Source organism: Picosynechococcus sp. PCC 7117 (assembly GCF_001693275.1).
Taxonomy (GTDB): Bacteria; Cyanobacteriota; Cyanobacteriia; order Cyanobacteriales; family MRBY01; genus MRBY01.
Window position 1 is genome coordinate 1349054 of sequence record NZ_CP016477.1, and the last position, 13581, is coordinate 1362634.

The window sequence follows — 13581 nt, forward strand, 5'->3', positions numbered from 1 at the left end:
AAGATGTCGGTTGGCTGTTTTTCCTATAAGTTATTAAAAATTTCTGAGGAGCCTGCCCAGCAAAAGTTCAGTTGACAACAATCTCCTATAATACGAAGTCTGCAGTATGCATTAACACATATTCTTAACTTTGTAATTTCCGTCGGAGAATTGTCCTATGGCTCGCATGTATTATGATGCGGACGCAAACTTAGATCTGTTAAACGGCAAAACCGTTGCCATCATCGGCTATGGTTCCCAGGGCCATGCCCATGCCCTCAACCTCAAAGACAGTGGGATTAACGTCGTTATCGGCCTGTATGCCGGAAGTAAGTCCACAGCCAAAGCCGAAGCAGAAGGTCTAAAGGTTTTACCTGTTGCGGAAGCAGCAAAAGTGGCGGACTGGATCATGATTTTGTTACCCGACGATGTCCAAAAATCTGTCTACACCAAAGATATTCTCCCCAACCTCCAAGCGGGCAATGTACTTTCCTTTGCCCACGGCTTTAATATCAACTTCGGCCAAATCGTTCCTCCCGCTGATGTAGACGTTGTAATGGTTGCCCCTAAAGGCCCTGGTCACCTCGTGCGCCGTACCTATGAACAAGGTCAAGGGGTGCCAGCATTATTCGCAGTTTACCAAGACGCCACAGGTCAAGCCCGTGATTTGGCGATGGCCTACGCAAAAGGCATCGGCGGTACTCGCGGTGGCATCCTTGAAACCACATTCCGAGAAGAAACTGAAACGGATCTATTCGGTGAACAGGCGGTTCTCTGCGGTGGTCTGAGCGCTCTGATTAAAGCTGGTTTTGAAACCCTCGTCGAAGCGGGTTACCAGCCGGAGTTGGCTTACTTTGAGTGTCTCCATGAAGTGAAGCTCATTGTTGACCTCGTTGTGGAAGGTGGTCTGGCGAAAATGCGGGATAGCATTTCTACCACCGCTGAGTATGGTGATTATGTCAGCGGGCCACGGGTGATCACTGCTGAAACGAAAGCAGCGATGAAGGAAATTCTGACGGAAATTCAAACGGGTGAGTTTGCACGGAATTTCATCCTCGAAAATCAGTCGGGTCAAGCGCAATTTACGGCAATTCGTCGCCGTGAAGCAGAACATCCCATTGAAGTTGTGGGTAAGGATCTGCGGGCAATGTTTAGCTGGTTGAAGGAAAGCTAATCGAGAAATTAGATTGATTTAATATCTAACAACAATATTAAGTTAAACCGATTAGGTGAGAGTCAGTGATTCTCACCTTTTTTCTTAATTGGGCGGTTTCACTTGGGCAATGTGGGCAGCGCAAATATATTGGGTGGGAATCGTCTGAATTTTTCGAGCTTGAAAAACAGCCTTTAGTTCATCGAAGAGTTGCCTGCGAACAGTGGAATCTAGGGCAATGTAGGGAGAAAGAGTTGTGAGTAATTTGAGGTAATCGTTGGGGGAATAATCTTTGGTTTCAATGACCTGGGTTAGTTCTAGGTTTTGAAAACAATTTGAATCAAGCAAACCCTGGCTGATGTTCTTGAGATTTTGTTCTTGGACAGCGATATTTTCAAAGCTGGCAAAGCTGGGCATATATTTTTCATAGAGAGGCAAGAGATCCTGAAAAATGCTGGGATCCGGTTGGGGCACGGTATTCCAAAGCAGAACTATGTTCCCCTGGGGCTTGAGTAAACTGGCGATCGCCTGGCATCTGGTGTCTGGTTGTAGCCAGTGAAAAGAAGTACTGGCAAGGATAGTATCGAATTTTTCTGGGGTCGGTTGCCATTCCTCAAAGGTGGTATTAATAATTTGAATTGGGTAATTTTGAAAACGTTGGGCGGCAAATTCACAGGCTCGTGGGTTCGGCTCTAGACAGATTAATGAAAAACCCCGTTGGGCAAAATGTTGCGTTGCATTGCCTGGGCCGCTGCCAATTTCTAGAATGACACTTTCCGGCTTGATTTTTTCGCAGATTAAATCAATAATTTTCGGCACATAGGGGGCACGATATTGGTCATAGGCTTGGGTTGCCTCTGCGTACCAATGTTGACGAGCTTCGATGGGTTGAGCATAAATTTTTTGAAAAAAGGCGTCAAAATTTTTCATGTTTTAGAAGTTTAAAAGGGCAATATTTTTGAATCATTCAAGATCAGTTATTTTTTTGATGATTAAAATTGAGCAAGCAAAAAAGAATCTCCTTTTTACAATAAAACAAATCCCTGGGGTGATGAAATGGCGGGATTATGGGAAGATCATCATAGTCGATTGCTCCTTGAATTGTTCCGTAAGTATTAATGACAACGCCGCTGCTGCTCCTAATTGATGGTCACTCCCTCGCCTTTCGCTGCTACTACGCCTTTGCCAAGTCTAGACAAGGGGCGCTGCGGACTTCAACGGGAATTCCGACGAGTATTTGCTTTGGCTTTCTCAATGCCCTTGTGCAGGTGATCGAACGCCAAAAACCCGATGCGGTGGCGATCGCCTTTGACCGACCTGAACCCACCTTTCGCCACACCGCCGACGAGAACTACAAGGCCCAACGTAAGCCCGCCCCAGACGATTTCCGGCCCGATTTTGAAAATCTCCTCGACCTGCTCGATAGCTTAAATGTGTCCCGGGTGACTGCCGTGGGTTACGAAGCCGATGATGTGCTTGCGACCCTCGCCCGACAAGCCAGTGAAGCGGGCCAACAGGTAAAAATTTTGACCGGCGATCGCGATCTTTTTCAGTTGGTAGACCCTGACAAAAAAATCAGCATTCTTTACCTCGATACCAAGGGCGTCAAAAGCGGTAGCTATGAAGAATTCACCCCAGAGCTTGTCGAAGCAAAATTAGGTGTGAAACCAGAGCAAGTCGTAGACTTCAAAGCCCTTGCGGGTGATTCCTCCGATAATTACAAAGGTGTCCAGGGCATTGGTGAGAAAACTGCCATTAAGCTCATCCATGAATTTGGCAGTTTAGATAATATTTATGCCAACCTCGATAATATTAAAGGCGCCACTAAAAAACGCCTAGAAGCCGACAAAGACGCCGCCTATCATTGTCAAAAATTAGCAAAAATTGCCCAGGATGCGCCCCTTGATATTCTCTTAAATGAGCTTCATTTAACTGGCTTTAATCTAGAGCAAGCAATCGGGATTTTAACGAAATTAGAACTCAAAAAATTTATTCAAGATATTGGTAGAATCCAGCAAATTTTTGGCGCAGAAACGATTGAAATTCCCACCCTAGAATCTGTCCAGTCCAATAATACAATCGTTGACGAAGCAGGGAACGCACAATTATCTATTTTTGCCCCCTCAGATCCCGACCAAAATCAAGCCCAGACGCCTCCAACTGCGACTATCTCGCCGATCCAGCCCCTGATTATTGACACGACAGAAAAGCTCACCCAGTTGGTTGATCAACTCAAAACCCAAACCGATGTCAATCACCCCGTGGCCTGGGATACAGAAACCACTGGTTTAGATCCCCGGGAAGTTGATCTCGTCGGTATTGGGTGCTGTTGGGGGAGAGACCCAGGCAATATTGCCTACATTCCCATTGCTCACCATAACGGAAACCAACTAGAAAAAACGCAAATTTTTCAGGCCCTAAAACCGATTTTGGAAGCAAAAAAATATCCAAAAGTTTTTCAAAATGCGAAGTTTGACCGTGCCATTTTTGCCCACCAGGGAATCAGCCTAGCTGGGGTAGTGTTCGATACGATGTTAGCAAGTTATGTTTTACATCCAGAGATGAAACACAATTTAACGGATCTAAGCCTACGTTATCTGGGAAATATCATTGCTAAAAGCTATAAAGATTTAGGGTTAACCAAAAAACAAACCATTGCAGATTTAGAGATCTCCGTTGCGACAGAATACTGTGGCTTAGATGTTTATACAACTTATTTAGTCTGCCAAAAATTAAAAGTCGAGCTTAAAGATTACCCCGATTTAGAAAAACTTCTAGAAGAAGTTGAAACGCCCCTAGAACCAGTACTCTGTGCCATGGAGAATACAGGTATTCGCATTGATCAAGACTATCTTCAGCAATTAGCCGAAGAATTGGGGGCTGATTTAACAGACCTAGAAACCAAAGCTTACAACGCAGCAGATGAACGATTTAATCTTAATTCCCCCAAGCAATTAGGAGAAATCCTTTTTGAAAAGTTGGGGTTAAACACAAAGAAAACACGAAAAACCAAAACAGGCTATTCAACAAACCACGCTGTCCTCGAAAAATTACAAGGGGATCACCCAATCATTGATTACATTCTTGAATATCGTACCCTTGCAAAATTAAAATCCACCTATATTGATGCTTTGCCGACCCTCGTTAGCCCAAAAACGAACAGAATCCATACAGATTTCAATCAAACTTTAACCAGTACAGGGCGACTTTCTTCATCGAACCCCAATTTGCAAAATATTCCGGTACGCACTGAATTTTCCCAACGGATTCGGCGGGCATTTATCCCTAAAGAAAACTGGGTACTTGTCGCGGCAGATTATTCACAAATTGAACTCAGAATCCTGACCCACTTAAGTCAAGAACCGATTTTATTACAGGCCTACCAAGCCGGAGAAGATGTCCACCGGGTCACGGCACAGATGATTTTTGATCGGGACTCGCCCCAGGCCGTCACTGCTGCAGAACGACGGATTGGTAAGATTATCAATTTTGGGGTGATCTATGGGATGGGTGCCCAGCGGTTTGCCCGGGAAGCGGGCGTTTCTAAGGAAGAAGGACGGGCTTTTATTGACCGCTACCATGAACGCTATGCTAAGGTTTTTGAGTATTTAGAACTGGTTAAAAAGCAGGCGATCGCCCAGGGTTATGTGAGTACGATTTTGCAGCGACGGCGCAACTTTGACTTTATCAGTAACTGTTTAATTGAACTAAAAGGCAGCGACCCCAAAGCAATTGATTTAGATAGCCTCGATTATGCCTACAACGATGCCCAATTATTACGGGCAGCGGCTAATGCACCAATCCAAGGATCCAGTGCTGATATTATCAAAGTGGCGATGATCCAAATTCACGAATTATTAAAGGATTATCAGGCTCGTTTGTTACTCCAAGTTCACGATGAATTGGTTTTTGAAATGCCCCCAGAAGAATGGGAAGAATTAGGCCCTAAAATTAAAACCACAATGGAGCAAGCGATACCTTTATCTATTCCTTTAGTGGTTGATATTCACTGCGGTAAAAATTGGCTCGACGCGAAGTAATCATGGCGAATTCTGATCCTATTTATGGCTGGCTAGAGACCGCTTTGGCCACTATCAAAAAAGCAAATTGGTATCGACAACCGAAAACAATCACCAGTCAATCGGGGGCGACGGTCACCTTAAATGGTCAATCGGTGGTTAATTTTGCCAGCAATGACTATCTGGGTTTAGCGGGCGATCGCCGCTTAATTGATGCTGCCATAGCGGCCACCAAGACGCTGGGGACGGGGAGTACAGGCTCTCGGCTCACCAGTGGCCACCGACAACTCCACCGGGATTTGGAGCAGGCGATCGCCGATCTCAAACAAACCGAAGATGCCCTAGTATTTAGCTCTGGTTACCTAGCCAACCTCGGCACCATTAGCGCCATTACCAACAAAAAAGACCTGATTTTAGGGGATCAGTACAACCATTCGAGTTTAAAAAATGGGGCAAAATTAAGCGGCGCGACGGTGCTGGAATATGACCACAATGATTTAGACGCATTACGTCAGCTCCTCGAAACCCATCAACAAAACTACCGCCGTTGCCTGATCACCACCGATAGCGTTTTTAGTATGGATGGCGATCTCTGTTTACTGCCCGAATTGTTGGCGATCGCCAAGGAATTTTCCGCCATGCTACTTGTGGATGAGGCCCACGGGACTGGGGTTTTGGGCCAAAAAGGTGCCGGAGTCGTAGAACATTTTCACTGTACCCAGCAACCGCTTATCCAAGTGGGCACCCTCAGCAAAGCCCTGGGCAGTCTCGGCGGCTATGTAGCGGGCAGCAAAGCTCTGATTGATTTTCTCCGTAACCGTGCTTCGACTTGGATTTACACCACCGGACTCTCCCCAGCGGATACGGCGGCCGCCCTCGCCGCGATTCATATTTTGCAGGCAGAACCCCAACGACGCCAGCAACTCTGGGACAATATTTGTCAGTTAAAAAGCGCCCTTGGGAACCATGAATTGGTGCCTTCTGAGTCGGCGGTGCTTTGTTTTGGTCTCGCTAATCCCCAGCAAGCACTAGCCATGGGCGATCGCCTTTTAGCCGCAGGTTTTTTTGCTCCCGCCATTCGCCCGCCAACAGTCCCTACCAGCCGCATTCGCGTGTCGGTGATGGCGACCCACAGCCCCCAACAGATCCAAGGATTTATCGAAATATTCCAGCGGTGCTTTGCGGAATTTTCTGGGTCATCGAATCTTTAATTTTCCTCAATTTGGAAAGCCTCTTTTTCCGCCTCTAGGATCTCCGGCGGCACCTGAAAGCGGGGTCTGCCATTTTCATCAATGCGAACAATGACCCCCATCGCCTCTAGCTCGGCGATCGCCCGTCTCTGGGTTTCCACATCCCGCGCCTGCCCCAAAATCGACGACCAAGCCGTTACCCGCGCCATAATACTGCGGGGATCCCGTTCCAAAAAGGCAACACTGGCTTCAGAGCGTTGTTGGGCATTTTGACTTTCGGGGTCATCATAGTAGGCCGCCCAGGCCGCCGCCGTTTTGTAGGATTGAATGGCGGCGGGGATATCACCGAGGAAAAGATGCTCGTCAATGGCTTTCATGCGCCAGAGATAAAAACTTTGATCCGGGACAGTAGGGGTCATCTCGGCCAGGCCACGATTTAACAACTCGACGGTGCGGTCTGGGGTACCAGCGTAGAGGGAACTGCTCCCCGATAGATAGTAATAGCCTTCCTTAAACCAAGGGTCTAAATCAACGATGACCTCAAAATAATCCGCACTGAGGCGATAATCCCCCAATTTTCGCGCCTCATCATCCCCAAAGTATTGTAAAAATCGCAGAAAAATCCAATCAGAAATTAAATTGTCGTAACCGTAGGTGGGCAGTTGTTGCCACAGGTCTAAACTAGCCGCTTCCGTTTGTGCCTGACGCTCGACAATTTCTGGGGTTAAGTCGGTGGCTTGCTTCAAATTATTGAGACGGAACTGTTGCAGGGTAATAATTGCGGCTCCAGAAGCCAATGCTAACGCGCCTAGCCCTAGACTTTTTAGTCCTTTACCCACAAGTGCGATCGCCACCATAATCCGAGAGTGCTAAGGTTTTTGAAAACACTCCAATTTTAGCTTGCTGGGCTACCGATCCTGATGACATTTACTTGTCGCAGCGCTATTGACTGGTTTTGTTTATTTCCTAAGCTGATTTAGTTTTTTAAAGAGTTGACTGGCCGTATGTTCAACCCAAGCCAAAAGGTGATCCACCGCCTTTAAAAGCCGCTCCAAAAAATGTTGCTCGTAACCAACGCTGAGGGCCTCCGCTTCTATCCACTCCGGTTTCGCCTCGATCTCCGTCGCATTGGGGGGGGCATCCGGCTGGGTGAGGCTCTGGGTCTGGGATTCAACTGTGGCGATCGCCCCCGATTCAGGGCGAGAAATTGGTTGGTCTAAAGTTGTGATCAATGGCGGCAGTGGACTCAGTTGAGCCTGAGGCGAATTAAGATTAGCTTGATCAATGGCCTCGGCAGATTTTGTTTTGGCTTGGAAGAGGTCGGCCCAGGTCAGCCAAGGCTTGGGGGTAACAACGGGGTCAGGGGTCGTAATGGCACTGGTGGCGGGTTGAATCTTAAACCAGTTGCGAAAAAAACGTTGCAGGGGTGGTAAGGCTTCGACGGGAACCGTGGGCGCCAGAACCCGCTGTTCTAACTGGGCTAGCCGTTGATCTAAGGGCTTAAGCACTGGGGCGAGGGGCAATGGGGGTAAAAGCTGGGGCGAATAAATTTCGGGGGGAACCACCGCCGTGTGCCAATGGGATTCACCGAAGAGATCAATGGCGATCGCCACCGGACTTTGTTCAAGCCAACTTAAACCCTGCATCAACCAACGTACCGGAGCGAGAAGCCGGGGATTGTGGTGATGCACGGGCGGGAGAATCCGAGGATTTGGGGTTTGGCTCGCGAGATCCTGCTGTCTTTTTTGATAGTTAACGCTGCCGAGGTGAAAACTGATTTGTCGCTGTAGCTCCGTTTGGGATTGCTGGGGTTCAACGGTGTGATTGTCTTGATCGACAAATAAAATGTCCTGGGTTTTGAGGTCGCAGGCAATGCCTTGGAGGGGGGGCTGAGTTGTACCGTCACCTCCAGAAATGCTGATGGGAAAATCCGATGTTTGGGTCGCTGCCTCCGCGAGGGCAAGGCGTTTGCGTTCTGTTTGGGCGGCGGCAATTTGACGCACCGCAACGCGGCTGGTTTGCACCAGTAGATACAGCGGATACAGAGCGATTTGGCTACCCCACTCCACCGTAATTTTGAGGCGGCGGGCGGCCTGGGTCAGTCGGCTTCCCCACTGGATCGATTGACGATTGAGAAAGTTAAAGAGTTTACTTTGGTAGGGGCCTGGAGCAGACATCGTCATTTTTGCGGCACAACGCTTTTATTGTCCCATAGAGATTTCGGAATCGAAGTTTATGGCTTACGCTTATCGACGAACCATCCATTTGGCGGATACCGATGCCGCCGGGGTGGTCTATTTTGCCCAGCTTCTCCATATTTGCCACGAGGCTTATGAAATATGTCTCACAGAAAACGGTATGGATTGGTCTGGGTTACTCCGGGAGGGAACCGTTGCCCTGCCCATTGTCCATAGTGCCATCGATTTTTTGCGGCCAATTACCTGGGGCGATCGCCTAGACATTCAGCTTTACCCAGAACTTGAAAATTTTCGCCAATTTAAGATTTCTTACCGGATTTTTAAGGAAAATCAAGACTCCCCCCCAGAATCGCCCCTGGCCACAGCCCTTACCCGCCACGTGGCGATCAATCCTAGAACTCGTCAGCGTTGTAGCCTACCTCCGGTAGTCGAAACATGGTTAAGGAATGCACCGAAAATCGAGGACAGCAAAATTTAGCCTGTACAATTGTCTTGAATCTAACGATATCTTTTTACCTGTGATGCTAAAACAAGGTAGCTCACGCACTTAATTCATTATTTTTCATTATTTTCAGACTATTTAAGAGGAGTCATCACTTCAATGAAAAAAGTAGAAGCCATTATTCGCCCCTTCAAACTCGATGAAGTCAAAATCGCCCTCGTCAATGCAGGCATCGTCGGCATGACCGTTTCTGAAGTTCGCGGTTTCGGTCGCCAAAAAGGACAAACAGAAAGATATCGCGGTTCTGAGTACACCGTTGAATTCCTCCAAAAGCTCAAGATTGAGATTGTCATCGATGATGATCAAGTAGATGCAGTCGTTGACAAAATTGTTGCGGCGGCCCGGACTGGGGAAATCGGCGACGGGAAAATCTTTATTTCTCCTGTGGATCAAATTGTGCGGATCCGGACTGGCGAAAAAGACCTCGAAGCTGTCTAAAATCGCCCCTGGTGCTCAGTTAAGTTTTTTTAAAATTGTCCACAACTATCCCCCACAGCTCCCTCTTGATTTGAGGGAGTTTTTTTACGAATCAGCAATGACTTGAATGGTGCCAACCATCCCTGCTGCGGCATGGCCAGGGACAGAACAATGCAGTTCAAATTTGCCTGTCTTTTGGGGAATCAGGATCCATTCGGCGATCGCCCCTGGTTTGAGTTCGAGTTCGTGAATCGCTCCTTTTACTTCCACCTTGCCCGCTTCGACTTTTTGAGTCCAACTGGTATCGGCAAAATCCTTGGCCGTGAAGTAGTGTTTTTGATTGCTGGGATTGTCGAGGAGTAATTTGTAGCGTTGGCCAGCGACAAATTCTAACTGATCAGGGACAAATCGTAGGGCGCCACTGGTTGTACCCAGATGGATCTGCATTTCCTGGAGGGGCTGTTGGGCAGGAACGGGTAAGGCGATCGCCGCTGGGGTCAGACAAAACCAGATTAATCCGAGTAAAACCAGCGCTCTACAGCCATGGACGAAGCATGTATGAAATACCATTGATTTTCTCCATTGCGCTTGAAAATTTAGCTTTCTTCGATGGTTCTGTTATACCCTGGCTTCCTCTAACACCCCCTGCATTCTGCCGAGCCACTCGATAAGATTATCCAACTGTTGCTGAGGTTTCATCGCCCCTAAACCCCGCACCGTCACTTTTTTAGAGGTGTACACAAAGCGGGACTGGAGATGGGACGGTAACTTTTCGGCGAAGCGCTGCCAGGCGGGTTCCTCCATGGGCGTTTCTAGGACGATATTTTGTTTGCCTTCGGGTTTGATGCGCGCAAAACCAAGGGATTTGGCAATCATTTTTAACTCAATGACCTGGAGCAGTTGCTCGACCGAGGGGGGTAATTTACCGTAGCGATCGCCCCAATCAGCAGCAATTTGCATCAGTTCCGGTTTGGAGTTGGCCTGGGTAATCAGACGATAGGCATCAAGTTTTTGGTCGGCATCGGTGATGTAGTTGCTCGGAATAAAGGCCGTGAGCCGTAGATCCACCTGGCAATCATCCACCTGGGGAATTTCCTGGCTGCGAATTTCACTGATGCAATCCTGGAGCATCTCCATGTACAGATCGAAACCAATGGCCTCCATTTGCCCGGACTGCTCTGCCCCAAGGAGATTCCCCACGCCGCGAATTTCCATATCCCGCATCGCCAATTGATAACCAGACCCCAGTTGACTAAATTCCTGCAAGGCGCGCAATCGTTTCCGGGCTTTTTCGGTCAGTTCCCCTTTGCTCGGATAAAGGAGCCACGCGTGGGCCTGGATCCCGGAGCGTCCCACCCGACCCCGCAGTTGATAGAGCTGGGAGAGGCCAAATTTTTGGGCATCTTCGACGATAATCGTGTTCACCCTGGGAATATCTAAGCCAGACTCCACAATGGTCGTACAGAGAAGAATATCCGCCTCGCCATTATTAAAGGTCAACATTGTCGTTTCGAGGTCGGCTTCGTTCATCTGACCGTGGGCGATCGCCACCCGCGCCGAGGGAATCATTTCTTGTAATTGGGTGGCAATGGTTTCGATTCCTTCAACGCGAGGCACCACATAGAAAATTTGTCCGCCCCGATCTAATTCATTGCGAATGGCAGTGCGAATAATTTCAGGGTTATGGCGGGACACATGGGTTTGGATCGGGCGACGGGAAGGCGGTGGCGTGGTGATCAGGCTCATTTCCCGAATGCCGGACAGGGACATATACAGGGTGCGCGGAATCGGGGTGGCGGACAACGTCAAAACATCAACCTTCGTTTTGAGGGCCTTAATTTTTTCCTTTTGATTCACCCCAAAGCGTTGTTCTTCATCGACCACGAGTAAACCCAAATCCTTAAATTGCACGTCTTTGCCAAGGAGTTGTTGGGTGCCGACCACAATGTCTAATTCGCCCTTGTGGAGCCGCTCCAAAATGTCCTTGCGTTCGGAGGCGGTGCGGAAGCGGTTTAAAAGGCCAATATTGATCGGATAGGGAGAAAAGCGTTCTTTTAAAGTGTGGTAATGCTGTTGGGTCAAAATTGTGGTCGGTGCCAAGAGAGCCACCTGTTTATGGCCGCCAGTCACCACCTTAAAAATGGCCCGGATCGCCACCTCTGTTTTCCCAAATCCCACATCGCCACAGACGAGCCGATCCATTGGGCGATCGCTTTCGAGATCCCGCTTAATATCCTGGACGGCCTTCAGTTGGTCTGGGGTTGCTTGGTACGGGAAAGAATCCTCCATTTCCTGTTGCCAGGGGGTATCGCTTGGGTAGGTTGTGCCCTTCATTTCCGCCCGCTGGGCATAGATTTTCAACAGATCAACGGCCAGCTTTTTAACGGACTTTCTGACCTTGGCCTTGGTTTTTTCCCAGGTTTTGCCGCCCATGCGGTGGAGTTCCGGGCGTCCCTTGGCGGTGTGGCGATAGCGGGACAGGGTATCTAAAGAATCTGCGGGAATTCTCAAAATTCCATCGGCATATTTGAGAACTAAATATTCTCGACTTTGGAGGGTTTCAATTTTAATAAAGCGACCAATACCGTGGCTTTTGTGGACAATATAATCACCGGGATTGAGCTTATTAACGTCAACGGTTTTTGAGGCGGCCCGCCGACGTTTTCTGATGTAACCAAAGGTGGTGAGGGCGTGTTGGCCATAGAATTCTCGGTCGGTAACAACGGCAATTCTAAAGGTGGGTAGAATAAAACCTTCGAGTTCTGCTTGGCCTTTATACTTAAGGGCGATCGCCGTGCCTTGGCGTTGGTGCTTTTCGATGGCGGGATAATCCCTGGGGTTGGGGATGAACTGGGCGGCGCAGTCATGTTCCTGGAGTAGGGACACAGAGCGTGAGGGTTGGGCCGAGACCAGCCAAGCATTGTATTTATCGAGGGTAATGGTGCTGTAGATTTCCCGTTTACCCCGCAAAATTTCTGCTAATTTACCAAACTGGTGCGGTGTAATGGGCACCGGGCGACTGGACAGGTTGACACTGGCTTCACTGACATCATCAAGTTCTGTCAGAGTGATTTTTTGATACCGTTGGCTGACTTGGTCGAAATTTTCTTGCACCCTGCGGTGAATTTTCGGCAAGGGAAAGTCGCCATTGAGTAACTGCCACTGGGCCTCGCTGGTTTCGTAGGTGCGATCGCCATGGGCCAGACATTGGGAGAGTTCATCGATGGCCACCAAGGTATTTTCGGGTAAATATGCCAGAATCGAGGCCACCTGATCCGCAAAGGCGATCCCTAAAAAGCGTTGCATTCCCTCCGGGTAAACACCATCCGCCCATTGTTCTTTTTCCTCTGGGGTTAAAGGGAGATCCGCCGGATCAAGGATCTGTTGACCAATTAAAGGAGCCCAGGCCGTGGGGGTCAAAACCAGTTGGTCTACTTTATCGAGGGAACGCTGGCTGTTGGGGTCAAACTCCCGGATGCTTTCGAGCTGATCACCGAAAAAATCTAAGCGGATCGGTAACTCCCCCGACACCGGAAAAATATCAACAATATCCCCCCGACGAGTCCATTGGCCTTCGGTTTCGACGATGTTCACCCGCTCATAACCCAGGCGCGTTAACTGAGTGGCGATCGCCCCGGCGTGATCGAGTTCTTCTCCCGGCGTTAAGGTCAAACAATAATCTTGGAAAACCGTTTGGGGTGGCAGATGGGGCTGGAGAGCGCGCTCCGTTGTCACCACGACCATGCCCTTACCAGCATTAGACGACTGACCCTGGGCGATCGCCCCTAGGGTTTGCATCTGCCCCCAGATCATTTCTGACTCTGGATCAAAGGCCTCGTAGGGGGACGCTTCCGAGGTGGGATAAAACAAGACCTGCCCCCAGCCCATGGCCTCTAATTGGGCCGCCCAACGTCCGGCTTCCTCTAGGGTGGCACAAACTACTAATAAATTTTTCTCCTGCAACTGCGCCAAACTTGAGGCCAGCAGCCCTTTGGGGAGTCTTGGCAGGCCACTTAATGCGAGTTCCCCTTGGGTCTGGAGCTTTTGGTTTAATTCTGCGGTGAGGGCAGCGCGGCTCAAAAAACGGACAACCGAGGAAAAAGTCATAGGTAATGGCGACGGT

Annotated in this window: 10 protein-coding genes; 5 read left to right on the forward strand and 5 right to left on the reverse strand. The window is 48.8% G+C overall.

Features of this window, described 5'->3' with window-relative positions; translation table 11 throughout:
• The first annotated feature begins 157 nt into the window (after window positions 1-157).
• Window positions 158-1153 carry a ketol-acid reductoisomerase gene (gene ilvC / locus AWQ22_RS06555; RefSeq protein ID WP_012306898.1) on the forward strand — a complete coding sequence of 332 codons (996 nt, stop codon included), beginning with the start codon at window positions 158-160 and terminating at the stop codon, window positions 1151-1153.
• An 84-nt stretch (window positions 1154-1237) separates the two neighbouring features.
• On the opposite strand, the gene AWQ22_RS06560 is transcribed toward ilvC, so the two are convergent.
• Window positions 1238-2062 carry a bifunctional 2-polyprenyl-6-hydroxyphenol methylase/3-demethylubiquinol 3-O-methyltransferase UbiG gene (locus AWQ22_RS06560; protein ID WP_065710549.1) on the reverse strand — a complete coding sequence of 275 codons (825 nt, stop codon included), beginning with the start codon at window positions 2060-2062 and terminating at the stop codon, window positions 1238-1240.
• Between the two features lie 188 nt (window positions 2063-2250).
• Here AWQ22_RS06560 and polA point away from each other — a divergent pair, with 188 nt between their 5' ends.
• Together polA and bioF are read left to right on the forward strand one after the other, a co-directional pair.
• Window positions 2251-5172, forward strand: coding sequence for a DNA polymerase I (gene polA / locus AWQ22_RS06565; RefSeq protein ID WP_065710550.1), 2922 nt, complete (start codon window positions 2251-2253; stop codon window positions 5170-5172).
• 2 nt (window positions 5173-5174) lie between these two features.
• Window positions 5175-6362 carry an 8-amino-7-oxononanoate synthase gene (gene bioF, locus AWQ22_RS06570; RefSeq protein WP_065710551.1) on the forward strand — a complete coding sequence of 396 codons (1188 nt, stop codon included), beginning with the start codon at window positions 5175-5177 and terminating at the stop codon, window positions 6360-6362.
• On the opposite strand, the gene AWQ22_RS06575 is transcribed toward bioF, so the two are convergent.
• Complete coding sequence (locus AWQ22_RS06575) at window positions 6359-7198, reverse strand: hypothetical protein (RefSeq protein WP_065710552.1); 840 nt, start codon at window positions 7196-7198, stop codon at window positions 6359-6361. The genes bioF and AWQ22_RS06575 overlap by 4 nt on opposite strands.
• 102 nt (window positions 7199-7300) lie before the next feature.
• Window positions 7301-8524 carry a hypothetical protein gene (locus AWQ22_RS06580; RefSeq protein ID WP_157094591.1) on the reverse strand — a complete coding sequence of 408 codons (1224 nt, stop codon included), beginning with the start codon at window positions 8522-8524 and terminating at the stop codon, window positions 7301-7303.
• Window positions 8525-8576: 52 nt separating this feature from the next.
• Here AWQ22_RS06580 and AWQ22_RS06585 point away from each other — a divergent pair, with 52 nt between their 5' ends.
• Together AWQ22_RS06585 and AWQ22_RS06590 are read left to right on the forward strand one after the other, a co-directional pair.
• Window positions 8577-9017, forward strand: coding sequence for a thioesterase family protein (locus AWQ22_RS06585; RefSeq protein WP_065710554.1), 441 nt, complete (start codon window positions 8577-8579; stop codon window positions 9015-9017).
• A 123-nt stretch (window positions 9018-9140) separates the two neighbouring features.
• Window positions 9141-9479: a P-II family nitrogen regulator gene (locus AWQ22_RS06590; protein WP_012306905.1), complete on the forward strand. Its 339-nt coding sequence runs from the start codon at window positions 9141-9143 to the stop codon at window positions 9477-9479.
• Between the two features lie 84 nt (window positions 9480-9563).
• On the opposite strand, the gene AWQ22_RS06595 is transcribed toward AWQ22_RS06590, so the two are convergent.
• Together AWQ22_RS06595 and mfd are read right to left on the reverse strand one after the other, a co-directional pair.
• Window positions 9564-10028 (reverse strand): plastocyanin/azurin family copper-binding protein, encoded by a 465-nt coding sequence (locus AWQ22_RS06595; protein WP_065710555.1) that lies wholly within the window; start codon window positions 10026-10028, stop codon window positions 9564-9566.
• Between the two features lie 48 nt (window positions 10029-10076).
• Window positions 10077-13565, reverse strand: a complete 3489-nt coding sequence (gene mfd, locus AWQ22_RS06600; protein WP_065710556.1) for a transcription-repair coupling factor — start codon at window positions 13563-13565, stop codon at window positions 10077-10079.
• Window positions 13566-13581 lie beyond the last annotated feature (16 nt).

Coding starts and splice junctions, on each gene's coding strand:
- ilvC (WP_012306898.1), top strand. CDS start 158: ATGGCTCGCATGTATTATGATGCGGACGCAAACTTAGATCTGTTAAAC.
- AWQ22_RS06560 (WP_065710549.1), bottom strand. CDS start 2,062: ATGAAAAATTTTGACGCCTTTTTTCAAAAAATTTATGCTCAACCCATC.
- polA (WP_065710550.1), top strand. CDS start 2,251: ATGACAACGCCGCTGCTGCTCCTAATTGATGGTCACTCCCTCGCCTTT.
- bioF (WP_065710551.1), top strand. CDS start 5,175: ATGGCGAATTCTGATCCTATTTATGGCTGGCTAGAGACCGCTTTGGCC.
- AWQ22_RS06575 (WP_065710552.1), bottom strand. CDS start 7,198: ATGGTGGCGATCGCACTTGTGGGTAAAGGACTAAAAAGTCTAGGGCTA.
- AWQ22_RS06580 (WP_157094591.1), bottom strand. CDS start 8,524: ATGACGATGTCTGCTCCAGGCCCCTACCAAAGTAAACTCTTTAACTTT.
- AWQ22_RS06585 (WP_065710554.1), top strand. CDS start 8,577: ATGGCTTACGCTTATCGACGAACCATCCATTTGGCGGATACCGATGCC.
- AWQ22_RS06590 (WP_012306905.1), top strand. CDS start 9,141: ATGAAAAAAGTAGAAGCCATTATTCGCCCCTTCAAACTCGATGAAGTC.
- AWQ22_RS06595 (WP_065710555.1), bottom strand. CDS start 10,028: ATGGTATTTCATACATGCTTCGTCCATGGCTGTAGAGCGCTGGTTTTA.
- mfd (WP_065710556.1), bottom strand. CDS start 13,565: ATGACTTTTTCCTCGGTTGTCCGTTTTTTGAGCCGCGCTGCCCTCACC.